The organism is Streptosporangium sp. DT93, from assembly GCF_049844535.1.
GTDB lineage: Bacteria > Actinomycetota > Actinomycetes > Streptosporangiales > Streptosporangiaceae > Streptosporangium.
In genome coordinates, this window is the sequence record NZ_JBNCLF010000006.1 from 15,432 (window position 1) to 37,270 (window position 21,839).

Consider the following 21,839-nt stretch of genomic DNA (forward strand, 5'->3'; position numbering starts at 1 on the left):
CGATGGCTCGTCCGGCTCTTCGTACCCTCTCCCACGCCCTCGCCGGCGCGGCCCTCGGCGCCGCCGCCGCGCGCGCGGCCTACGCCGCGTTCACCCGCAGGCCCCCGGTCGGCGACGCCGAGACCTGGGCCCGCACCAACCACCGGGGCGAGCCGATCACCCTGCTGGAGGGGCCGGCGTTCGTCGCCGGAGCCGGGGCGGCCGCGGCCGTGACCCCCGGCCTGCCCGCCAGGGTCCGCGTGGCGGCGCTGCTGGCGGCCGCGGGCGCCGGAGGGCTCGGCGCCTACGACGACCTGTACGGCGCGACCTCGTCCAAGGGATTCCGGGGGCACCTGAGCGCCCTGGCCAAGGGAGAGGTCACCAGCGGGGCGGTGAAGATCCTCGGCATCGGCGTGACGGGCCTGGCCGCCGCCGCCCTGACCTCCCGCACGCCCCTGGACGTGGCCGTCGACGGCGCCCTGATCGCCGGGAGCGCCAACCTGGCCAACCTCTTCGACCTGCGCCCCGGACGCGCCGTCAAGGTGGGCCTGCTCGCCGGCGCCCCCCTGCTCGCCGCGGGCCTGCGCCGGAACGAGCCCGCCCCGGCCGTCCTGGCCGCGCTCCCCATGGGGGCCGCCGCCGCGCTGCTGGGCGAGGACCTGGGGGAGCGGGCGATGCTCGGCGACGCCGGGGCCAACGCGCTGGGCGCGCTGCTCGGCCTGGCCGCCGCCGTCACCCTGGGCCGCCCCGGACGCCTGGCCGTGCTGGGCACCGTGGTCGCGCTGACCGCGGCCTCGGAGAGGATCAGCTTCACCAGGGTGATCGCGGGCAACCCCTTCCTGCACCGCGTCGACATGCTCGGCCGCCGCCCCGTGGAGCAGGCGCCCACCCCCCGATGACCAGCCCGATGACCAGGAGGATCGGGCAGGGCATCGCGGGCGCGGCGCTCCTCATCGGCGTCGTGACCGTCCTGGCCCGCCTCGTCGGGTTCGGCCGCTACCTCGTCCAGTCCGAGAGCGTCGGCAACCACTGCCTGAGCACCGCCTACAACACCGCCAACTACGTGCCCAACATCGTCTTCGAGCTGGTCGCGGGCGGCGCGCTGGCCGGGATGGTGGTGCCCGTGCTGGCCTCGGCGGCCTCGCGGGCCGACCAGGACCCCCTGGCCAGGGCCGAGGCCGGCCGCACCACCTCGGCGCTGCTGACCTGGACGATGCTGGTCCTGGTGCCGGTGGCGCTGCTGATCGTGGCGTTCGCGCGCCCGATCGTCGCGCTGCTGGCGGGGGGCGCGCCCGGCTGCGACGTGGCGCGGGTCGTCGAGGTCGGCACCGGCATGCTCGTCCTCTTCGCCCCCCGGATGATCTTCTTCGGGCTGGCGGTGGTCCTGTACGGGGTGCTCCAGGCCCACCGGCGCTTCCTGGGGCCCGCGCTGGCCCCGCTGGTCTCCAGCCTGCTCATCATCGCCTCCAACCTGCTGTTCGAGGCGGTGAACGGACCCGCCGCCGCCGACCTGTCGCGCCTGGACGACGCCGGAGCGCTCTCGCTCTCCCTCGGCGCGACCGTCGCCGCGGCGGCGATGGTGGCGACCGTCGTCGGCCCGGTGGCCCGGCTGCGGCTGCGGCTGCGGCCCTCGCTGTCGTTCCCCCCGGGCGTCGCGGCCCGCGCCAGGGGCCTGGCCACCGCGGGCCTGGCCGTCCTGGTCGCCCAGCAGATCACGTTGATCGTCGTCGTCCAGCTCGCCAACGACCTGGGCGGCGAGGGCGCGGTCGGCGTCTACACCTACGCCTGGGCGCTGTACCAGCTCCCGTACGCGGTGCTGGTGATGCCGATCGCCACCAGCTCCTTCCCGGTGCTGTCCACCAGGGCCGATGCGGGGGACCTGGCCGGGTTCGACGCGCTGACCTCCGCCACGACGCGGGCCGTGCTGCTGGTGACCGGGCTCGCCGCCGGGGTGATGGCGGCTGTCGCGATGCCGGTGGCGCGGGTGTTCCTGGAGGACACCCCCGGGGGCGAGCCCGCGGAGATGGCCCGGGCGGTCGCGCTGTTCGCGCCAGGACTCGCCGGGTACGCGCTCATGCTGCACCTGGCCCGCATCCTGTACGCCCGCGGTCGTGGCAGGCCGGCGGCCGTCGCCTCGGTGGTGGGGTGGGGGGTCGCGCTGGCCGCCCAGGTCGTCCTGGCCGATGCCGCCCGCGGCGACGAGACCGAGGTGGTCGGGCGGCTGGCGCTGGGCAGCACGATCGGCATGACCGTCGGCGGCCTGCTGCTGGCCCTGGCCGTGTTCCGCGCCGGTGGGGCGCGCGCGCTGACGGGGGCGCCCCGGGCGCTGCTGACCGCGCTGGCCGGTGGCGCCGCGGCCTGGGGAGCCGGGCTGTTCGTGGTCGGGGCCTTCGGGGAGGTGTCCCGATGGATGTGCGTGCTGGTCGGGACGGCCGCGGCGGTGGCGGGGACGGTCGCGTTCGCGGTCGTGGCCGCGCTGATCGGCGGCCCGGACACGCGGGGGCTGCCGGCACGCCTGCGCGGGCGGGCCGTACGGGAGACGGGGGCGAGGGACGGTGCCGGTGAGTGATCGACAGGGGGGAGCGGTTCCGATGGCCGATCGGGGCGGGCGCGTGGCACTCGTGCTGGGGACCAGCGCGGGCGGGGTCGGCCGGCACGTGGCCATGCTGGCCGGGGGGCTGGCGCGCCGGGGGCACCGGGTGGTCGTGGCGGGCCCGCCGAGCACCGGCCTGGCCTTCGGCTTCGCCGGCCTGGGCGCGCGTTTCGTGCCGGTGCCGATCTCCGACCGGCCCCGCCCGCCCGACGACCTGCGGGCGCTGCGGGCGCTGCGGTCGCTGCGCGGGGCCGACGTCGTGCACGCCCACGGGCTCCGGGCCGGGGCGCTGGCCGCGCTCGCCCTGACCGGGACCGGCACCCCGCTGCTGGTGACCCTGCACAACGCGGCCACCGCGGGCGGTGCCGTCGGGGCGGTGTACGGGCTCCTGGAGCGCGTGGTGGCCCGCCGGGCCGATCGGATCCTGGTGGTCTCACCCGACCTGGGGGAGCGGATGACCCTGCTGGGTGCGCGGCGCGTCGAGGCCGCCGTCGTTCCCGCGCCACCCCTGGTCCCGTCCACCCGCCGCCCCGGGGACATCCGGGCGGAGCTGGGCACCGGAGACCGGGCGATCTTCCTGACGGTCGCCAGGCTCGCCCAGCAGAAGGGGCTGGAGACCCTCCTCGACGTGGCGGGGGCGGTACGGGACGCCCTCCGGGAGGGGGAGCCCGGGGCCGCGTACTCGGGGCCGGTGTTCCTGGTCGCGGGGGAGGGGCCGCTCCACGAGGAGCTGCGGCGGCGGATCGACCGGGAGGAGCTCCCGGTGCTCCTGCTCGGCCCTCGCACCGATGTCGCCGACCTGCTCGCGGTGGCCAGGGCCCTGGTGGTCCCGAGCCGCTGGGAGGGGCAGCCGCTCGTCGTCCAGGAGGCCCTGCGGGCGGGGACGCCGGTGGTGGCCACGGCCGTGGGTGGCATCCCGGCGATGACCGGGGAGGCCGGGGTGCTGGTTCCGTACGGGGACGTGGCCGCGATGCGCGACGCGGTGACGGAACTGCTCGCCGGGGGCGGGCGGGTGCGCGAGCTGGCCGACGCCGCCACGCGGCGCGGCCGCGCGCTGCCGGGCGAGGCGGAGGCGCTGGAGGCGGTGCTCACGGCCTACGCCTCGCCGTCAGGACGGCAAGGACGGCAAGGACGGCAAAGGCAGTGAGGGCCGCCGGAGCGGTCAGGTCGCGGGGGACAGGCGGGGACAAGCGGGAACAGGAGGGAACAAGGCGGAGGGACGCGACGTTGAATTAGGCGCCACCAAGTCGGGCACCTATACTCACTTGGTTAGGGGGGGAGTATCCCTTCGTGGCAGTCTCGTCATCACGGTGTTGCCTCGCTCCACGAGGCCCCCGGGGCTGTCGGTCCGCACGACCCGGCTTCTGACCGGGTCGTCCTCATGCGGGCGGGAGAGACCTCCGGCTGTCTGTCGTGCGCGCTGCCGGAGGTTTATCAGCTGTGAGTGTTCCCCCGTGGGCCTGGTTCGCCATGATCGGCGGCCTTCTCGTCGTTCTCGCCTTCGACCTGTGGATCGTCGACCGCGGTGAGCCGAAGGAGTTCTCCCTCAAACAAGCCGGGTTCTGGGTCGGGTTCTACGTCAGCCTGGCGGTGATCTTCGGTGTCGTGATGTGGACGTTCGCCGGCCCCGTCCCCGCGGGCCAGTTCATCGCCGGTTATCTCACCGAGTACAGCCTGAGCATCGACAACCTCTTCGTGTTCTACATCATCATGACCCGCTTCGCGGTACCGAAGATGTACCAGCACAAGGTCCTGCTGATCGGCATCCTGATGGCGCTGGTCATGCGCGGCATCTTCATCGCCATCGGCTCGGCCGCCCTCGCCAACTTCGGCTGGCTGTTCTACGTGTTCGGCCTGTTCCTCATCTACACCGCGGTCCAGCTCGTCCGCCAGTTCGGCCAGGAGGAGCACCTCCAGGAGAACGCGGTCCTGCGCTGGGCCCGCCGGGTGCTGCCGCACACCGACGACTACGTGGGTTCCAAGATCACCGTCAAGGTCGACGGCAAGCGCCTGGTGACCCCGCTGCTGATCGTCATGATCGCCATCGGCACCACCGACCTGCTGTTCGCGCTCGACTCGATTCCGGCGATCTTCGGTCTGACCACCGACCCGTTCATCGTCTTCGCCGCGAACGCGTTCGCCCTGATGGGCCTGCGCCAGCTCTACTTCCTGCTGGGCGGCCTGCTCCAGAAGCTGACCTACCTGAGCTTCGGTCTCGCGTTCATCCTCGGTTTCATCGGGGTTAAGCTGATCCTCGAGGCTCTGCACTCCAGCGGTGTCTCCTGGGCCCCCGAGGTGCCGATCTGGGTGTCGCTGTCGGTCATCGTGCTCTCGATGGTCGTCACCACCGTGATCAGCCTCATGAAGGTCAGGCGTGACACCCGTGAGGGCAAGGACGACAACACCCCGGCGAGTGTCGAGCAGGGCTAGCGAATCGGCGCATGAGGCGCTTTGCTTGTCTCATTGCGCCTTATAAGGGCTGAGAGATGGGTAACATCCTGCCCCAGAGCGGGTAGACATACCGGTCTAATGCCGCAAGACATCACAAAAGGTTCCCTGTGTCCCACGATTCAGCAAGCCACAGGCCAGGCCCGCTGGGCCTGGCGCGTGGCGTCTCCCCGTGGTTGCTCCCGACCGTGGCCGGCGCCGCGCTGACCTCCCTGCTCAGCCGCCGTGACCGGCGCTGGGCGGTGGCGGCGCTCCCGCTGACCGCGCTCACCGGTGGGATGCTCTGGTTCTTCCGCGACCCCGACCGGACGCCGGGCACCGGGCGGATCCTCTCACCGGCCGACGGCGTGGTGCAGAGCATCGACCCGTGGCCGGACGGGCGCACCAGGGTGGCGGTCTTCATGAGCCCCCTCGACGTGCACGTCAACCGGGCCCCCCTGGCCGGTACGGTCACCTCGATCCGGCACGTGTCGGGAGGGTACGTTCCCGCGTTCGACAAGGACAGCGAGAACAACGAGCGGGTCGTCTGGCACCTGGACACCGCGCTGGGCGACATCGAGTTCGTGCAGATCGCCGGTGCGGTCGCGCGCCGGATCGTGCCGTACGTGGCCGCGGGCGCGAAGGTCGCCAAGGGCGAGCGGATCGGCCTGATCAGGCTGGGTTCCCGGGTCGACGTCTACCTCCCCGAGGGGATCGCCCCGGCGGTCTCGGTGGGCGAGAGGACCGTCGCGGGGGTGACGGCTCTTGACCACGGCTGACGCGAGCTGGCCGCTGGACGAGACGGACGACGAGCCACGGGGGCCGGTGGGCAAGGCGTTCCGCCTGTCGGCCGCCGACTCCCTCTCGCTCGGCAACGCCCTGTGCGGGTTCCTCGCGGTCTGCGTGCTGGCCTGGTCGGCCATCAGCGCGCTGCAGGAGGGCAAGCCCTTCGCGGCCGACCCCCGCTTCTTCGGCACCGCCGTGGTGCTGCTGCTGATCGGCGCCACCTGCGACCTGTTCGACGGCCTGGTGGCCAGGAAGTTCCGCGCCTCGGCCATGGGCGCCGAGCTGGACAACCTCGCCGACGTGATCAGCTTCGGCTTCGCCCCCGCCTTCATGGTGGTCATCTGGGCGGGCTTCAACCAGCAGGTCCCCTTCCTGCTGGTGATGGCCGCCGCGGCGTCGGTGCTGCTGGCCGGTGTCATCCGGCTGGCGCGCTTCGCCTGCGTGAAGACCAAGAGCGGCGACTTCATGGGCCTTCCCATCCCGATGGGCGCCATGACCGTGGTCTCGATCGTGCTGCTCTTCCCCCCGTCGAGCTGGGCGATCCTGCCCGTCTTCGCGGTCGCGTACCTGATGGTGAGCCGGATCGAGTACCCCAAGCCCAAGGGCAACCTGGCCGCCGGGGTGCTCGCCTGGATGATGATCAACGTGGCCTGCCTGACCATCTGGGTCGCGGGCCTGGCCGGCGGGGACACCCTGATCAAGGTTGGGGCGGTCATGCAGCTGACGATCGTGGCCAGCATCCCGCTGCGGGTCCTGATGTTCAAGCGCGAGAAGCGGAAGGCGTCCGCCGGGGTCGGCTGAGTGCCGTCCGGACGGGGACGGATGGTCGCGGATGTGCCATCCGGGGCCCCGTTCTCCCCCCGGAACCCCTGATCCGGCTTTTCTTCACGGGGACGATCGCGTTCAATTGCCGCATGGCGACCGAGCCACGCGAGCACACCCGCACCTATTTCCTCGGACTCCTCGCCCGGGAGCTGGAGAGCCGGGGCGTCGTCACGGCGCTCAGGCGGAGCCCGCCGTCGCTTCGGGTCAGCGATCCCGAGGCGGCGCTGTTCAGCGAGACGGTCGACTGCGTCCCGCTCGCCGAGGGCTGGTTCTACCGCTGGTCCTGGGGCGACCTGGTCGAGCGGGTGGAGGATCCGTCCGCGGCGGCGGACCGGATCCTCCGGATCTTCGGCGGTACGACCCGCTGACGCCCGTCGCGGGGGTCACCAGCCGCGTTCGCGCCATTCGGGCAGTGAGGGGCGCTCCGCGCCGAGTGTGGTGTCCCCGCCGTGGCCCGGATAGACCCAGGTGTCGTCCGGCAGCCGGTCGAAGATCCGCTCCGACACGTCGGCGAAGAGCTGGGCGAACCGCTCGGGGTCCTTGTTGGTGTTGCCCACCCCGCCGGGGAAGAGCGAGTCCCCGGTGAACAGGTGACCGGGGTAGTACAGGGCGATCGAGCCCGGGGTGTGACCGCGCAGGTGGATCACCTCCAGGCTGACCACGCCGACGGTGATCCCGTCGCCGTGCCCGACCTCCAGATCCACCGGGATCGGCAGTCCGGGCGCGTCCAGGGGATGGGCGATCACCGAGGCGCCGGTGGCCGCGGCCACCGCCTCCAGGGCCTGCCAGTGGTCGCCGTGCTGGTGGGTGGTGATGATCTTGCTGATCGGCAGGTCCCCGACGAGCTCCAGCAGCCGGTCGGGCTCGGCGGCGGCGTCGATCAGCGCGCCGTCCCCGGTCTCGGTGCAGCGCAGCAGGTAGACGTTGTTGTCGAACGGGCCGACGGCCAGTTTGGAGATCGTCAGAGCGGGCAGTTCGCGCAGGTCGGCGGGGCCGCCCACCTGCACGTCACCGGTGTACGTCACGGGTTCTCCTCGGACGGGGTCGCGGGAAGGCGAGGGTGCGGGGCGGGTACCTGTCGGTGCCCGTCACCGTCACCGTCGTCGCCATCATCATCGCGCCTCGCGGGCGGGCCGGGGCATAAGGGGGGTGCCGGGATCGTTGAGTACGTGAGCGGCCTGACGCGTCCGGGAAGAGGCCGTACCCTGAAACGGGCCCTCACAGGGCCGGGACACCCGGGCCCCGGATGCCGGTCCGGGAAACTGTCGGTCGCTCTCGCTAGTCTTCCCGCGACCGCTCTCAACCCTTCTCTATCGACGTCGGGACTGCTGTGGCTGACCGCCTCATCGTGCGTGGCGCACGGGAACACAACCTCAAGGACGTCTCGCTGGATCTTCCGCGGGACGCTCTGATCGTCTTCACCGGCCTGTCGGGCTCGGGGAAGTCGAGCCTGGCCTTCGACACCATCTTCGCCGAGGGCCAGCGCCGCTATGTCGAATCACTGTCGGCGTACGCGCGGCAGTTCCTCGGGCAGATGGACAAGCCCGACGTCGACTTCATCGAGGGGCTCTCGCCCGCGGTGTCGATCGACCAGAAGTCCACCAGCCGCAACCCCCGCTCGACGGTCGGCACGATCACCGAGGTCTACGACTACCTCCGCCTGCTGTGGGCGCGCGTCGGCAAGCCGCACTGCCCGCAGTGCGGGCGGGCGATCGCCCGGCAGAGCCCCGAGCAGATCGTCGACCGGGTGATGGAGCTGCCCGAGGGCACCCGCTTCCAGGTGCTGGCCCCGGTGGTCCGCGGCCGCAAGGGGGAGTACGGCGAGCTCTTCGGCCAGCTCCAGGCCAAGGGCTTCGCCCGCGCCCGCGTCGACGGCACCGTGGTCCGGCTGGACGAGCCGCCGACGCTGAAGAAGCAGGAGAAGCACGACATCGAGGTGATCGTCGACCGCCTCGCCGTGAAGGAGGGCGCCTCAGGACGCCTGACCGGCTCGGTGGAGACCGCCCTGAACCTGTCGGGCGGGACGATCACCCTGGAGTTCGTCGACCTGCCCGAGGACGACCCGAACCGCGAGCGCTTCTACTCCGAGCACCTCTACTGCCCCTACGACGACCTGTCGTTCGAGGAGATGGAGCCCCGCTCGTTCTCGTTCAACTCGCCCTTCGGCGCCTGTCCCGAGTGCACGGGCCTGGGTGTCCGCATGGAGGTCGACCCCGACCTGATCGTGCCCGACCCGGAACGGCCGCTGGGCGAGGGCGCCCTGTCCCCGTGGGCCGGCGGCCACACCAGCGACTACTTCGTCCGGCTGGTCGAGGCGCTCGGCCTGACCATCGGCTTCACCCTGGAAACCCCCTGGGAGCGGCTCCCCAAGAAGGCGCAGAAGGCGCTGCTGTACGGCCACGACGAGCAGGTCCACGTCCGCTACAGCAACCGCTACGGCCGCCAGCGCTCCTACTACACCACCTTCGAGGGGGTCATCCCCTGGGTGCAGCGCCGCCACGGCGAGTCCGACAGCGACGGCATGCGCGAGAAGTACGAAGGCTACATGCGGGAGATCCCGTGCCCGGCCTGCAAGGGGGCCAGGCTCAAGCCGGTCTCGCTGGCCGTCACGGTCGAGGGCCGCTCGATCGCCGAGGTCTCGGCGATGTCGATCGGCGACTGCGCGGTCTTCCTGGCGGGCCTGAAGCTCTCCGACCGCGACATGCAGATCGCCGAGCGGGTGGTCAAGGAGATCAACGCCCGCATGGGCTTCCTGCTCGACGTGGGCCTGGACTACCTGACCATGGACCGGGCCTCGGGCACCCTCGCCGGCGGGGAGGCGCAGCGCATCCGGCTCGCCACCCAGATCGGCTCCGGCCTGGTCGGCGTGCTGTACGTGCTGGACGAGCCCTCCATCGGCCTGCACCAGCGCGACAACCAGCGGCTGCTGGAGACGCTGATCAGGCTCCGTGACATGGGCAACACGCTCATCGTGGTCGAGCACGACGAGGACACCATCGCCGCCGCCGACTGGGTGGTGGACATCGGCCCCGGCGCCGGCGAGCACGGCGGCCAGGTCGTCGTCTCCGGCACCGTGGCCGACCTGCTGGCCTCCGAGGACTCGATGACGGGCGCCTACCTGTCGGGCCGCAAGTCCATCACCATCCCCGCGACCCGCCGCAAGCGCGACAGGAAGCGCCAGATCACCGTGAAGGGCGCCCGCGAGCACAACCTCAAGGGCGTCGACGTGGAGTTCCCGCTCGGCGTGCTGACCGCGGTCACCGGGGTCTCCGGTTCCGGCAAGTCCACGCTGGTCAACGACATCCTCTACAGCGCGCTGGCCAAGGAGCTCAACGGGGCGCGCACCGTGCCGGGCCGCCACTCGCGGATCAACGGGATGGACCTGGTCGACAAGGTCGTGCACGTCGACCAGTCGCCGATCGGCCGCACGCCCCGCTCCAACCCGGCGACCTACACCGGCGTCTTCGACAAGGTCCGCGACCTGTTCTCGCAGACCACCGAGGCCAAGGTCCGCGGCTACCAGAAGGGCCGCTTCAGCTTCAACGTCAAGGGCGGCCGGTGCGAGGCGTGCTCCGGGGACGGCACCCTCAAGATCGAGATGAACTTCCTGCCCGACGTCTACGTGCCGTGCGAGGTCTGCCACGGCGCGCGGTACAACCGGGAGACCCTGGAGGTCCACTACAAGGGCAAGACGATCTCCGAGGTGCTCGACATGCCGATCGAGGAGGCCCTGGGCTTCTTCGACTCGATCCCGTCGATCAAGCGGTACCTGCAGACGCTGTTCGACGTCGGCCTGGGCTACGTCCGGCTGGGCCAGCCCGCCACGACGCTGTCCGGCGGCGAGGCCCAGCGCGTCAAGCTCGCCTCCGAGCTGCAGCGCCGCTCCACCGGCCGCACGATCTACGTGCTGGACGAGCCCACGACCGGCCTGCACTTCGAGGACATCCGCAGGCTGCTGGGCGTCCTGGGCAAGCTCGTCGACGGCGGCAACACGGTCATCGTGATCGAGCACAACCTCGACGTGATCAAGACCGCGGACTGGCTGATCGACATGGGCCCGGAGGGCGGTTCCCGGGGCGGCAGCGTGCTCGCCGTCGGCACGCCCGAGGAGGTGGCCCTGGTCGACGAGAGCCACACCGGCCGCTTCCTGCGCAAGATCCTCGGCTGAGCGCACCCGAGCGCACCCGAGCGCATCCGGGCGGCCGGGCCGCCGTGCCCGGTCACGCGACCCGTGACCGGGCCGGCCGGCCGCCCGGCCCCGGGGCGGGCGGGGTGCCGGGTCACGGGGCGGGCGGGGTGCCGGGCGCGGGTAGCGTGACGGGTGCCGGTCCGGTGCGACGACGGTTCCGGGCGGGACCCGGAGCCGGGATGCCGCGAGGCGCGGGCCCGGCGGCCGGAACCCGCCGGGACCCGCCGGGACCCGGCGCCGCGGACCTGCCCGGGGACGTATTTCTTCACAGTCTCCTGATGCGATGTACGGCATGCTGAACCGTCATCGGGGCGCTGGCCGTACCTGAACATGACGATCCTGGAGGAGACACATGACCGAGACGACGCGTCGTACGGTGATATTCGGTGCCGGTGGAGCGGGTATGGCGGCGGTGCTGACCGCCTGCGCGGGGTACGGGGAGCCGGCCGCCGAGGGCGGCGAGGCCTCCTCGACCGCGGCCTCGCAGGCCCCGGAGAAGAGCACGGACACCGGTGCGGGGACGGGCGCCGACTCCGGTGCCGAGGCGCTGGCCAAGACGGCCGACATCCCCGAGGGCGGTGGCAAGATCTTCAAGGACCAGAAGCTCGTGATCACCCAGCCCACGGCCGGTGAGTTCAAGGCGTTCAGTTCCGCCTGCACCCACCAGGGGTGCGACGTCGACAAGGTGGCCGGTGGCACCATCGACTGTCCCTGTCACGGCAGCAAGTTCAAGATCACGGATGGTTCGGTGGTCGACGGCCCCGCGACCAAGCCGCTGCCCGAGAAGTCGATCAAAGTGGACGGCGACTCCATCACGCTGGCCTGATCCCCCGGCTCAGGTCTCGCTGCCGGGGACACACTCCTCGGCCGCGGGGCCCGCGCCGTCACCGGTCCCGTTCCTGCAAGGAAACCTGTCGGTGGGGGCCGATAGGCTCTCGGTGTGGCGAGATCTGTTGGTGGTCCGGCCGGTTTCCGGCCCAAGCCGGGGTCGATCCCCGAGTCCCCCGGCGTCTACCGGTTCAAGGACGCGGGCGGCAGGGTCGTCTACGTCGGCAAGGCGAAGAACCTCCGCCAGCGGCTGAACTCCTACTTCGCGGACTTCGCGGGCCTGCACCCGCGGACCCAGACGATGCTCACGACCGCCGCGGCCGTCGACTGGACGGTCGTCGGCACCGAGGTCGAGGCGCTCCAGCTCGAATACTCCTGGATCAAGGAGTACGACCCGCACTTCAACGTCAAGTACCGCGACGACAAGTCCTACCCCTACCTCGCGGTCACCATGGGCGAGGAGTTCCCCCGGGTCCAGGTGCTGCGCGGCGCCAAGCGCAAGGGCACCCGCTACTTCGGCCCCTACTCGCACGCCTGGGCGATCAGGGAGACCGTCGACCTGCTGCTGCGGGTCTTCCCGATCAGGAGCTGCTCCGCCGGAGTGTTCAGGCGCGCCGAGCAGATCGGCCGCCCCTGCCTGCTGGGCTACATCGACAAGTGCTCGGCCCCCTGCGTCGGCCGGGTCAGCGCCGCCGAGCACCGCGCCCTGGCCGACGACTTCTGCGAGTTCATGGCGGGCAACACCGGCCGGTTCGTCAAGCGGCTGGAGCGCGAGATGCGCCAGGCCGCCGTCGAGCAGGAGTACGAGCGGGCGGCCAGGCTGCGCGACGACGTCCAGGCGCTCCAGCGCGCCATGGAGAAGCAGGCCGTGGTCCTGGGCGACACCACCGACTGCGACGTGGTCGCGCTGGCCGAGGACCCGCTGGAGGCCGCCGTCCAGGTGTTCTACGTCCGCGGCGGGCGCATCAGGGGCCAGCGCGGCTGGGTGGTCGACAAGGTCGGCGAGGTCACGCCCGGGGAGCTGGTCGAGCAGTTCCTGCTGCAGATGTACGGCGACGCCGCCGCCGAGGCGCTGCCCAGGGAGGTCTTGGTGCCCGTCCTGCCGCCCGAGGCCGAGGCGGTCTCGGAGCTGCTCCGCGAGCACCGCGGCGCCCGGGTGGAGATCAGGGTCCCCCAGCGCGGCGACAAGAGATCGCTGATGGAGACCGTCGAGCGCAACGCCGCCGAGTCGCTCAAGCAGCACAAGCTCAGGCGCGCCAGCGACCTGACCTCGCGCAGCAGGGCGCTGCAGGAGGTCGCCGACGCCCTCGCCCTGGACCAGGCGCCGCTGCGCATCGAGTGCTACGACGTCTCCCACATCCAGGGCACCGACGTGGTGGCCTCCATGGTGGTCTTCGAGGACGGCCTGGCCCGCAAGAGCGAGTACCGCCGCTTCTCGGTGCGCTCCACCGAGGGTGACGTCGCCTCCATCTACGAGGTGCTCTCGCGCCGGTTCAAGCGCTACCTGCAGGAACGCTCCGAGATCGGGGAGCTCGACGCCGGGACCGGGCCGGACGCGATCGGATCGGACGGAGCCGGGCCGGACGCGATCGGGCCGGACAGGATCGGGCCGGACAGGATCGCGCCGGACGGAGCGGAGCCCGACGGGGGCGGGCGGGCGCCGGGCATCGACCCGGAGACCGGAAAGCCCCGCAGGTTCGCGTACCCGCCCAACCTGGTGGTGGTCGACGGCGGTCCCGCGCAGGCCGCGGCGGCCCGCAGGGCCCTGGACGAGCTGGGGATCGACGACGTGGCCGTGTGCGGCCTGGCCAAGCGCCTGGAGGAGGTCTGGCTGCCCGGCGAGGACCTCCCGGTGATCCTCGCCCGCTCCAGCGAGGCCCTTTACCTCCTCCAGCGGGTACGCGACGAGGCCCACCGCTTTGCCATCACCTACCATCGAGCCAAGAGGTCGAAGAGCGTCACGGAAAGCGCCCTGGACGAGGTCCCCGGCCTCGGCCCGGCCCGCAGGCAGGCGCTGATCAAGCATTTCGGATCGGTGAAACGGCTGCGAGAGGCGACCGCGGAGCAGATCCGCGAGGTTCCCGGAATCGGCCCGTCGACGGCCGAGACGATCGTTTCGGCCTTGAAGGGGCAGCACCCATGAGCGAGAGAGACTCCGCGTTCGTCCTGGTCACCGGCATGTCCGGGGCGGGGCGGAGCACGGCGGCCAAGGCCCTGGAGGACCTGGGCTGGTTCGTCATCGACAACCTGCCGCCGGGGCTGCTGTTCGCCATGGCCGAGGAGGCCGGGAGGGTCAAGCTGGCCGCCGACAAGGTGGCGGCGGTCGTGGACGTGCGCAGCCTGGCCTTCACCAGCGATCTCAACAGCGCGATCGAGGAGCTGGAGGGGCGCGGCGTCGCCGTGCGCGTGGTGTTCCTGGAGGCCAGCGACGAGGAGCTGGTCCGCAGGTTCGAGAACGTCCGCCGCCCGCACCCGCTGCAGGGCGACGGCCGCCTGGTCGACGGCATCGCCCGCGAGCGCGGCATCCTGCGCGAGGTCAGGGCCAACGCCGACCTGGTGATCGACACCTCCAACCTCAACGTGCACGAGCTCCGCGGGAAGATCGTCGCCTTCTTCGGCGGGGAGGACCGCCCCGGCCTGCGGGTCAACGTCGTCTCCTTCGGCTTCAAGTACGGCCTGCCCGTCGACGCGGACCTGGTCGTCGACTGCCGCTTCCTGCCGAACCCGCACTGGGTGCCGGAACTGCGCCCCATGAACGGCCTGGACGCCCCCGTACGGGAGTACGTTCTCAACCAAGCGGGTGCGAAGGAACTCCTCGACGCCTACGAGGAGGTGGTCTCGATCATCGCCTCGGGCTACACCCGCGAGGGCAAGAGCTACGCCACGCTCGCCGTCGGCTGCACCGGCGGCAAGCACCGCAGCGTCGCCATGGCCGAGCAGATCGGCGGGCGGCTGCGGGACCGGGGTGGCATGGAGGTGCAGGTGAGCCATCGGGATGTGGGCCGGGAGTGAACGATGAGGGTCTCAAGGTCGTCGCACTGGGCGGGGGACACGGGCTGTACGCCTCGCTGTCGGCGTTGCGGAGGGTCACCTCCCGCCTGACGGCGGTGGTCACGGTGGCCGACGACGGCGGGTCCAGCGGGCGCCTGCGCCGCGAGCTCGGCGTGCTGCCCCCGGGGGACCTGCGGATGGCCCTGGCCGCCCTGTGCGACGAGGACGAGTGGGGGCACACCTGGAGCGAGGTCGTCCAGCACCGCTTCCGCAGCGACGGCGACCTGCACGGCCACACGGTCGGCAACCTGCTGATCGTGGCGCTGTGGGAGCGGCTGGGCGACACGGTCGCCGGGCTCGACTGGCTCGGGCGGCTGCTCGGCGCGCACGGGCGGGTGCTGCCGATGTCGTCGGTGCCGCTGGACATCGCCGCCGAGGTGGAGCTGGACGGCCGGGTGAGCACGGTGCGCGGACAGGTGGCCTGCGCGCTCACCCCCGGCCGGGTGCGGGCCATCTCGCTGCTCCCGGCCGACCCCCCGGCCTGCCGCGAGGCGGTCGAGGCGGTCCTGGACGCCGACTGGGTGGTGTTCGGTCCCGGTTCGTGGTTCACCAGCGTGCTGCCGCACCTGATGGTGCCCGAGCTGGCCGAGGCGCTGCTGGCCACCCGCGCGCGCCGCCTGGTCACGCTGAACCTCGCCCCCCAGGCGGGCGAGACCGACGGCTTCTCCCCCCAGAAGCACCTGGAGGTGCTGCGCCAGCACGCCGCCTCGCTGGCGGTGGACGTGGTCGTCGCCGACACCGGGGTGACCGACGACCGCGACGCGCTGGCCAAGGCCGCCGCCGACCTGGGCGGACGGCTGGTCCTGGCGCCGGTGGCCGACGAGGACGGCTCGCCGCGACATGATGCGCAACGTCTTGCCTCCGTCCTGGACGAGATTTTCCGTGAGAAGCGTTGATCCTGGTCAGCGGTGCTCAGGAGTGCGAGAAACTTCTGTGAGCCCGATTCACCTCGGGCCGCAAGGGGTCTGTATGGGGGAGGACGAACGCGCATGGCGATGACCGGTGTGGTCAAGGACGAGCTGAGCAGGCTTCCGGTGCTGAAGCCCTGCTGCCGTAAGGCCGAGGTGTCGACGCTGCTGCGCTTCGCGAGCGGGCTGCACCTGGTGAGCGGGCGGATCGTGATCGAGGCCGAGCTCGACACCAACGTCACCGCCAGGCGCCTCATCAAGGACATCGGCGAGGTCTTCGGGCACAAGGCCGAGGTGCTCGTGCTGGCCCCGGCCGGACTGCGCAAGGGCTCGCGCTACCTCGTGCGGGTCTACCGCGACGGGGAGGCCCTGGCCCGCCAGACCGGCCTGATCGACAACCACGGCCGCCCGGTGCGCGGGCTGCCCCGGCAGGTCGTCGCGGGGGCGACGTGCGACGCCGAGGCCGCCTGGCGGGGGGCGTTCCTGGCGCACGGCTCGCTCACCGAGCCGGGGCGCTCGATGTCGCTGGAGGTCACCTGCCCCGGCCCGGAGGCGGCACTGGCGCTGGTCGGCTCGGCCCGGCGCCTCAAGATCCACGCCAAGGCCAGGGAGGTGCGCGGTGTGGACCGGGTGGTGGTCCGCGACGGCGACGCGATCGGCGCGCTGCTGACCCGGCTGGGCGCCCACGACAGCGTGCTGGCCTGGGAGGACCGCAGGATGCGCCGGGAGTTCCGGGCCACGGCCAACCGGCTGGCCAACTTCGACGACGCCAACCTGCGCCGCTCTGCCCGCGCCGCGGTCGCCGCCGGGGCCAGGGTCCAGCGGGCCCTGGAGATCCTCGGCGAGGAGGCCCCCGAGCACCTGGTGGTCGCCGGGCGCCTGCGGGTGGAGCACAAGCAGGCGTCCCTGGAGGAGCTGGGCCAGCTCGCCGACCCGCCGCTGACCAAGGACGCCATCGCCGGGCGCATCCGCCGCCTGCTGGCCATGGCCGACAAGCGCGCCCAGGACATCGGCATCCCCAACACCGAGGCCAACCTCACCGTGGACATGCTGGCCCCCTGACGCCGAGGCCGATCTCACCGAGGCCGACCTCGCCGAGGCCGACCTCGCCGTGGACATGCCGCGGCGGCGCGGCGGCGCATCCGGTGGCCGTACGAGGACCTGACGCCGAGACCGGCCTCGTCGTGGACGTGCCGGCCCCCTGACGCGGGGGCGGGCCGGCCCGTCACGGGGGGTCCCCGTGGGGCCGGAGACATGCACAGTGACGAGTCGGGCACTTCGCTTGAACGGTGCGATACCTACTCATGGGTTAAGGAAGAACGCACCCTACCCCTCCAGTGGTCTACACCAATTTGGGTCCGATAGGGTTCGTGTTTGAGGTTTCAAGACACCCCCAGTCGCCGGTCCCCGGATCGGCGCACCGACGTACGAGGAGATCGGCACCGTGACCATCCGCGTAGGCGTCAACGGATTCGGCCGTATCGGCCGCAACTTCTGGCGTGCGGTCGCTGCCAGCGGCAAGGACATCGAGATCGTCGCGGTCAACGACCTGACCGACAACGCCACCCTCGCTCACCTTCTGAAGTACGACAGCATCCTCGGCCGCCTGCCGTACGAGGTGAAGAGCACCGCCGACGAGATCATCGTCGACGGCAGGACCATCAAGGCCTTCGCCGAGCGCGACCCGGCCAAGCTGCCCTGGGGCGACCTGGGCGTCGACGTCGTGGTGGAGTCCACCGGCTTCTTCACCGACGCCAACAAGGCCCGCGTGCACGCCGAGAACGGCGCCAAGAAGGTCATCATCTCGGCCCCGGCCAAGAACGAGGACTTCACCGTCGTGATGGGCGTCAACCACGACAAGTACGACCCGGCCAACCACACGGTCATCTCCAACGCCTCCTGCACCACCAACTGCCTGGCGCCGATGGCCAAGGTCATCAACGACACCTTCGGTATCGAGAAGGGTCTGATGACCACGATCCACGCCTACACGCAGGACCAGAACCTGCAGGACGCCCCGCACAGCGACCTGCGCCGCGCCCGCGCCGCCGCGATCAACATCGTGCCGACCTCCACCGGCGCCGCCAAGGCCATCGGCTTGGTGCTGCCCGAGCTCAAGGGCAAGCTGGACGGCTTCGCGCTGCGCGTGCCGATCCCCACGGGCTCGGCCACCGACCTCACCGTCGAGGTCGGCCGCGAGACCACCGTCGAGGAGGTCAACGCCGCGCTCAAGGCCGCCGCCGAGGGCGAGCTCAAGGGTTACCTCACCTACAACGAGGACCCGATCGTCTCCTCCGACATCGTCACCGACCCGGCGTCCTGCATCTTCGACGCGCCCCTCACCAAGGTGATCGGCAACCAGGTCAAGGTCGTCGGCTGGTACGACAACGAGTGGGGCTACTCCAACCGTCTCGTCGACCTCGTCGAGCTGGTCGGCGCCGACCTCTGATGAAGGACATCACCGAGTTCGACGTGACGGGTCGGCGCGTCCTGGTGCGCGCCGACCTCAACGTCCCCCTGGAGGGGGACGTCATCACCGACGACGGGCGCATCCGCGCCTCGGTGCCGACGATCAAGGATCTGGCCGGTCGCGGCGCCCGTGTGATCGTCGTCGCGCACCTGGGCCGCCCCAAGGGCAAGCCGAACCCCGAGTTCTCCCTGGCCCCGGTCGCCAAGAGGCTGGGAGAGCTCCTGGAGGCCGAGGTCGCGTTCGCGACCGACGTGGTCGGGGACTCGGCCCAGGCGGTCGTGGACGGCCTCCAGGACGGCCAGGTGGCCCTCCTGGAGAACCTGCGCTTCGAGCCCGGCGAGGAGTCCAAGGACGACGCCGCGCGGGCCGCGTTCGCCGGGAAGCTGGCGGCGTTCGCCGACCTGTACGTGGGTGACGGCTTCGGCGCGGTGCACCGCAAGCACGCCAGCGTCTACGACGTGCCCGGCCTGCTGCCGCACGCCGCGGGCACGCTGGTGCTGGCCGAGGTCGACGTGCTCAGGAAGCTGACCGACGACGCCGAGCGCCCCTACGTCGTGGTGCTGGGCGGTGCCAAGGTCTCCGACAAGCTCGGGGTCATCGGCAACCTGCTGACCAGGGTCGACCGGCTCCTCATCGGAGGCGGCATGGCCTACACCTTCCTGAAGGCCCAGGGCTACGAGGTCGGCGGCTCGCTGCTCCAGGAGGACCAGCTCGAGCAGGTGCGCGGCTTCCTCGACGAGGCGGCCAAGCGCGGCGTGGAGCTCGTCCTGCCGGTCGACGTGCTGGCGGCCGTCGAGTTCGCCGAGGACGCCGAGTACGAGGTGGTCGACGCCACCGCGATCCCGGCCGACCGCCAGGGGCTCGACATCGGCCCGCGTACCCGTGAGCTGTTCGCGGGCAAGCTGGCCGACGCCGGGACCGTGTTCTGGAACGGCCCGATGGGCGTCTTCGAGTTCGAGGCGTTCTCCGGGGGAACCCGCGCGGTCGCCGAGGCGTTGATCGGTTCCGAGGCCTTCACGGTCGTCGGCGGGGGGGACTCGGCCGCGGCCGTGCGCAAGCTCGGCCTGCCCGAGGACGGCTTCTCGCACATCTCCACCGGCGGCGGGGCCAGCCTGGAGTACCTGGAAGGCAAGACCCTCCCCGGCCTCGTGGCCCTGGAGGAGCAGAAGTGAACCCGGAAGCAGGCGCCCGATGACAGTCCGCAAGCCGCTGATGGCCGGCAACTGGAAGATGAACCTCAACCACCTCGAGGCCATCGCCCACACCCAGAAGCTCGCCTTCGCCCTCAACGACAAGGACTTCGACCGGGTCGAGGTGGCCGTGCTGCCGCCCTTCACGGACCTGCGCAGCGTGCAGACGCTGGTGGACGGTGACAAGCTGCGGATCACGTACGGCGGGCAGGACCTGTCCGCGTACGACGGCGGCGCCTACACCGGAGAGATCTCCGGCGCGATGCTCGCCAAGCTCGGCTGCACCTTCGTCACCATCGGGCACTCCGAGCGCCGCCAGTACCACCGCGAGGACGACGACGTCGTCAACGCCAAGGTGCACGCGGCCTACCGGCACTCGCTGACCCCCATCCTGTGCCTGGGAGAGGGACTGGACGTGCGCCGGCGGGGCGAGCAGGTGGCCTTCAGCCTCGCCCAGCTCGAGGGGGCGCTGCGCAAGGTCACCGCCGAGCAGGTGGCGTCCGTCGTGGTCGCCTACGAGCCCGTCTGGGCGATCGGCACCGGCGAGGTCGCCACCCCCGACGACGCCCAGGAGGTCTGCGGCGCCCTGCGGACGCGACTCGCCGAGCTGTACGACGCGCAGGTGGCGGCCGGTGTCCGTATCCTTTACGGTGGGTCGGTCAAGGGCGGCAACATCGCCGGCATCATGGCGCAGCCTGACGTCGACGGTGCACTGATCGGCGGGGCGAGCCTCGACCCCGGGGAGTTCGTCAAGATTTGCCGTTTTGGTGAATTGTCGAACTGACTGAGCCATTCGGAGGGTGCGACTTGACATCACGTCATACCCTCTTAGAGCAAGTTTGAATCGTCACGCCTCGGCGTCACACCAGGGTCGTGCCCGGACGCGGGCCACGCGCACACAGGAACAGGTCAACGGTGACAATCGGAATCTCCATCGCCCTCATGCTGGCGAGCTTGCTGATGATGCTGCTCATTCTGCTCCGCAAGGGCAAGGGCGGCGGCCTCTCGGATCTGTTCGGTGGCGGGTTCTCGTCCTCGTTCGGCAGTTCCTCCGTGGTGGAGCGCAACCTCGACAGGCTCACCGTCATCACCGGTGTGCTGTGGTTCGTCTGCATCATCGCGCTGGGTCTGCTCCTGCGGCCCTGACCCCGATTCAACAGGCGTGACAGTGGTTCAGTCCCCGCATCCCCAAGCGGCGGGGCCATCGAGCAAGGAGTTCATCCGTGGGTAGTGGCAACGCGATCCGTGGCAGCCGTGTGGGTGCCGGCCCGATGGGAGAGGCGGAGCGCGGCGAGGCGGCCCCCCGTGTCCGGGTGCCGTTCTGGTGCGCGAACATGCACGAGACGCGCCCCAGCTTCGCGAGCGACGCGGCCGTTCCCGAGTTCTGGGACTGCCCCCGGTGTGGCCTCCCCGCCGGTCAGGACGAGGCCAACCCGCCCGCCCCGCCGCGCAACGAGCCGTACAAGACGCACCTCGCGTACGTGAAGGAGCGCCGCAGCGACAAGGACGGCGCGCAGATCCTGGCCGAGGCCCTGGAGCGGCTGCGCTCCTCCTCGCGTCCGATCTACTAGTCCTGACGCTCGTCCGGCCCGGTCACCGGTCCGGCTCGGCGCGGCCTCGTGCCGCGCGTCGTCGAAGGCCCTCGCGGTGATCCCGCGGGGGCCTTCGACGTCTCCGGCCCGTCCTGAGCCGGTCTCCGGCCTGTCCTGAGCCGTCGAGAGCCGGTCCTCGGCCCGTCCTGAGCCGTTCGGTCCGGTCGTCGGCCCGTCGCCTCCGCCGTCCCGGGCCCGTCGCCGTCCCGTCCCGTGGCGTCACACGGCGTCCCGTGGCGTCCCATGACGTCCCGTGGCGTCACGGTCCCGGACGGAACGGGATCAGGAGGCGAGGATGCGGCGGCCGGTGATCCGGCTGGGGGCGATCCTGACGAAGAGGTCCCGCTCGCCACCCGCCCAGGGCTCGACCCCCAGGCCCGCCACCGAGGGCAGCTCCTCGGGCGAGACGTGGTGGACCGGGCCCTGGACGAGCACGCTCCACCCCTCCCGGCGGGCCTCGTCGATCCGGTCCACCTCGAAGCCGATCTTCACCTCGACGCCCCCGACGCCGGTGCGCAGGTCCTGGTCCATCGGCCCGCCGGAGCGCGTACGGAAGACGATCACACCGTCGTGCACCCGGTAGTTGACCGGGAGGACCGCCGGTCCCGCGGGGCCGTCGAAGGCGACCCTGCCGACGCCGCCGGGGGCGATGAGCCGCATGCACTCCTCGGGCGCGAGTTCCTTCGGCGGGGGAGGCTCGTGGTCCAGGGGCCGTTCCAGGTCACCGGCGAGCAGGTCGCCGCGCGTGGTGTCCAGCGCGTCGGCCAGGTGCGACAGCGCGCCGTCGGTCACGCCGACCGGGTTCTCCTCCAGGTACTCCACCGAGGCCGGGGGGATGCCACTGCGCTCGGCGAGTTCCTCACGGGTCAGGCCGAGACGTTCACGGTTGAGCGCGACACGGCGGCCGAGGCCGTCTGGCGCGGGGGTTATGTCCGACATCGACACTCCTTGTTCTTCGCGGGTGGCGGTACGGCTCACGCCGCGGGTGGGGGAGGGCGGCG

20 protein-coding genes are annotated in these 21,839 nt (G+C 71.5%); 18 read left to right on the forward strand and 2 right to left on the reverse strand.

Annotated features, from left to right (window positions below; genetic code table 11):
* Positions 1–2: 2 nt before the first annotated feature.
* The 7 genes from ACLQ2R_RS14780 (at position 3) to ACLQ2R_RS14810 (ending at position 6,978) form a co-directional block, all read left to right on the forward strand.
* Entirely contained in the window at positions 3–878 is an 876-nt protein-coding gene (locus ACLQ2R_RS14780) for a hypothetical protein (protein ID WP_425960064.1), read from the forward strand.
* Between the two features lie 8 nt (positions 879–886).
* Positions 887–2,548, forward strand: coding sequence for a murein biosynthesis integral membrane protein MurJ (gene murJ / locus ACLQ2R_RS14785; RefSeq protein WP_425960065.1), 1,662 nt, complete (start codon positions 887–889; stop codon positions 2,546–2,548).
* Between the two features lie 22 nt (positions 2,549–2,570).
* The gene (locus tag ACLQ2R_RS14790; protein WP_425960066.1) at positions 2,571–3,719 is read left to right on the forward strand and encodes a glycosyltransferase family 4 protein; all 1,149 of its coding nucleotides are present in this window, start codon (positions 2,571–2,573) and stop codon (positions 3,717–3,719) included.
* A gap of 293 nt (positions 3,720–4,012) precedes the next feature.
* Entirely contained in the window at positions 4,013–5,002 is a 990-nt protein-coding gene (locus tag ACLQ2R_RS14795; RefSeq protein ID WP_425960067.1) for a TerC family protein, read from the forward strand.
* 128 nt (positions 5,003–5,130) lie between these two features.
* On the forward strand, positions 5,131–5,778 hold the full coding sequence (locus tag ACLQ2R_RS14800; protein WP_386244505.1) for a phosphatidylserine decarboxylase: 648 nt from the start codon (positions 5,131–5,133) through the stop codon (positions 5,776–5,778).
* A complete protein-coding gene (gene pssA, locus ACLQ2R_RS14805) occupies positions 5,765–6,586 on the forward strand; it encodes a CDP-diacylglycerol--serine O-phosphatidyltransferase (RefSeq protein ID WP_362803606.1) in 822 nt (273 codons plus the stop codon). Before ACLQ2R_RS14800 ends, pssA begins: the two co-directional genes overlap by 14 nt.
* Positions 6,587–6,699: 113 nt before the next feature.
* On the forward strand, positions 6,700–6,978 hold the full coding sequence (locus tag ACLQ2R_RS14810) for a hypothetical protein (protein WP_386244502.1): 279 nt from the start codon (positions 6,700–6,702) through the stop codon (positions 6,976–6,978).
* A 15-nt stretch (positions 6,979–6,993) separates the two neighbouring features.
* On the opposite strand, the gene ACLQ2R_RS14815 is transcribed toward ACLQ2R_RS14810, so the two are convergent.
* Positions 6,994–7,635, reverse strand: a complete 642-nt coding sequence (locus ACLQ2R_RS14815; RefSeq protein WP_425960068.1) for an MBL fold metallo-hydrolase — start codon at positions 7,633–7,635, stop codon at positions 6,994–6,996.
* 305 nt (positions 7,636–7,940) lie between these two features.
* Here ACLQ2R_RS14815 and uvrA point away from each other — a divergent pair, with 305 nt between their 5' ends.
* The 11 genes from uvrA to ACLQ2R_RS14870 all read left to right on the forward strand — a co-directional run bounded on the left by uvrA (position 7,941) and on the right by ACLQ2R_RS14870 (position 20,817).
* Positions 7,941–10,778 carry an excinuclease ABC subunit UvrA gene (uvrA, locus tag ACLQ2R_RS14820; RefSeq protein WP_425960069.1) on the forward strand — a complete coding sequence of 946 codons (2,838 nt, stop codon included), beginning with the start codon at positions 7,941–7,943 and terminating at the stop codon, positions 10,776–10,778.
* A gap of 424 nt (positions 10,779–11,202) precedes the next feature.
* Entirely contained in the window at positions 11,203–11,625 is a 423-nt protein-coding gene (locus tag ACLQ2R_RS14825; RefSeq protein ID WP_425960070.1) for a Rieske (2Fe-2S) protein, read from the forward strand.
* 114 nt (positions 11,626–11,739) lie between these two features.
* Positions 11,740–13,770 (forward strand): excinuclease ABC subunit UvrC, encoded by a 2,031-nt coding sequence (uvrC, locus tag ACLQ2R_RS14830; protein WP_425960071.1) that lies wholly within the window; start codon positions 11,740–11,742, stop codon positions 13,768–13,770.
* On the forward strand, positions 13,767–14,639 hold the full coding sequence (gene rapZ, locus ACLQ2R_RS14835; RefSeq protein WP_425960072.1) for an RNase adapter RapZ: 873 nt from the start codon (positions 13,767–13,769) through the stop codon (positions 14,637–14,639). The genes uvrC and rapZ overlap by 4 nt, the downstream gene beginning before the upstream one ends.
* Entirely contained in the window at positions 14,636–15,574 is a 939-nt protein-coding gene (locus ACLQ2R_RS14840; RefSeq protein WP_386244485.1) for a gluconeogenesis factor YvcK family protein, read from the forward strand. Before rapZ ends, ACLQ2R_RS14840 begins: the two co-directional genes overlap by 4 nt.
* 93 nt (positions 15,575–15,667) lie before the next feature.
* Positions 15,668–16,648 carry a DNA-binding protein WhiA gene (gene whiA, locus ACLQ2R_RS14845; protein WP_362803627.1) on the forward strand — a complete coding sequence of 327 codons (981 nt, stop codon included), beginning with the start codon at positions 15,668–15,670 and terminating at the stop codon, positions 16,646–16,648.
* 382 nt (positions 16,649–17,030) lie between these two features.
* Positions 17,031–18,035, forward strand: a complete 1,005-nt coding sequence (gene gap / locus ACLQ2R_RS14850; RefSeq protein ID WP_425960073.1) for a type I glyceraldehyde-3-phosphate dehydrogenase — start codon at positions 17,031–17,033, stop codon at positions 18,033–18,035.
* Positions 18,035–19,228: a phosphoglycerate kinase gene (locus ACLQ2R_RS14855; RefSeq protein WP_425960074.1), complete on the forward strand. Its 1,194-nt coding sequence runs from the start codon at positions 18,035–18,037 to the stop codon at positions 19,226–19,228. Before gap ends, ACLQ2R_RS14855 begins: the two co-directional genes overlap by 1 nt.
* Before the next feature lie 19 nt (positions 19,229–19,247).
* Complete coding sequence (gene tpiA, locus ACLQ2R_RS14860) at positions 19,248–20,030, forward strand: triose-phosphate isomerase (RefSeq protein ID WP_425960075.1); 783 nt, start codon at positions 19,248–19,250, stop codon at positions 20,028–20,030.
* 131 nt (positions 20,031–20,161) lie between these two features.
* Complete coding sequence (secG, locus tag ACLQ2R_RS14865) at positions 20,162–20,392, forward strand: preprotein translocase subunit SecG (protein ID WP_386244472.1); 231 nt, start codon at positions 20,162–20,164, stop codon at positions 20,390–20,392.
* A 77-nt stretch (positions 20,393–20,469) separates the two neighbouring features.
* A complete protein-coding gene (locus tag ACLQ2R_RS14870; protein WP_012892502.1) occupies positions 20,470–20,817 on the forward strand; it encodes an RNA polymerase-binding protein RbpA in 348 nt (115 codons plus the stop codon).
* A gap of 303 nt (positions 20,818–21,120) precedes the next feature.
* Here the strand turns inward: ACLQ2R_RS14870 and ACLQ2R_RS14875 are convergent, their stop codons facing one another.
* Entirely contained in the window at positions 21,121–21,777 is a 657-nt protein-coding gene (locus tag ACLQ2R_RS14875) for a pyridoxamine 5'-phosphate oxidase family protein (protein WP_425960076.1), read from the reverse strand.
* Positions 21,778–21,839: the final 62 nt, after the last annotated feature.

Bases quoted from the DNA above. Each gene is read 5' to 3' on its own strand.
- whiA (WP_362803627.1), top strand. From the start codon at position 15,668: ATGGCGATGACCGGTGTGGTCAAGGACGAGCTGAGCAGGCTTCCGGTG.
- ACLQ2R_RS14855 (WP_425960074.1), top strand. From the start codon at position 18,035: ATGAAGGACATCACCGAGTTCGACGTGACGGGTCGGCGCGTCCTGGTG.
- ACLQ2R_RS14790 (WP_425960066.1), top strand. From the start codon at position 2,571: ATGGCCGATCGGGGCGGGCGCGTGGCACTCGTGCTGGGGACCAGCGCG.
- tpiA (WP_425960075.1), top strand. From the start codon at position 19,248: ATGACAGTCCGCAAGCCGCTGATGGCCGGCAACTGGAAGATGAACCTC.
- ACLQ2R_RS14875 (WP_425960076.1), bottom strand. From the start codon at position 21,777: ATGTCGGACATAACCCCCGCGCCAGACGGCCTCGGCCGCCGTGTCGCG.
- ACLQ2R_RS14780 (WP_425960064.1), top strand. From the start codon at position 3: ATGGCTCGTCCGGCTCTTCGTACCCTCTCCCACGCCCTCGCCGGCGCG.
- rapZ (WP_425960072.1), top strand. From the start codon at position 13,767: ATGAGCGAGAGAGACTCCGCGTTCGTCCTGGTCACCGGCATGTCCGGG.
- ACLQ2R_RS14810 (WP_386244502.1), top strand. From the start codon at position 6,700: ATGGCGACCGAGCCACGCGAGCACACCCGCACCTATTTCCTCGGACTC.
- ACLQ2R_RS14825 (WP_425960070.1), top strand. From the start codon at position 11,203: ATGGCGGCGGTGCTGACCGCCTGCGCGGGGTACGGGGAGCCGGCCGCC.
- murJ (WP_425960065.1), top strand. From the start codon at position 887: ATGACCAGGAGGATCGGGCAGGGCATCGCGGGCGCGGCGCTCCTCATC.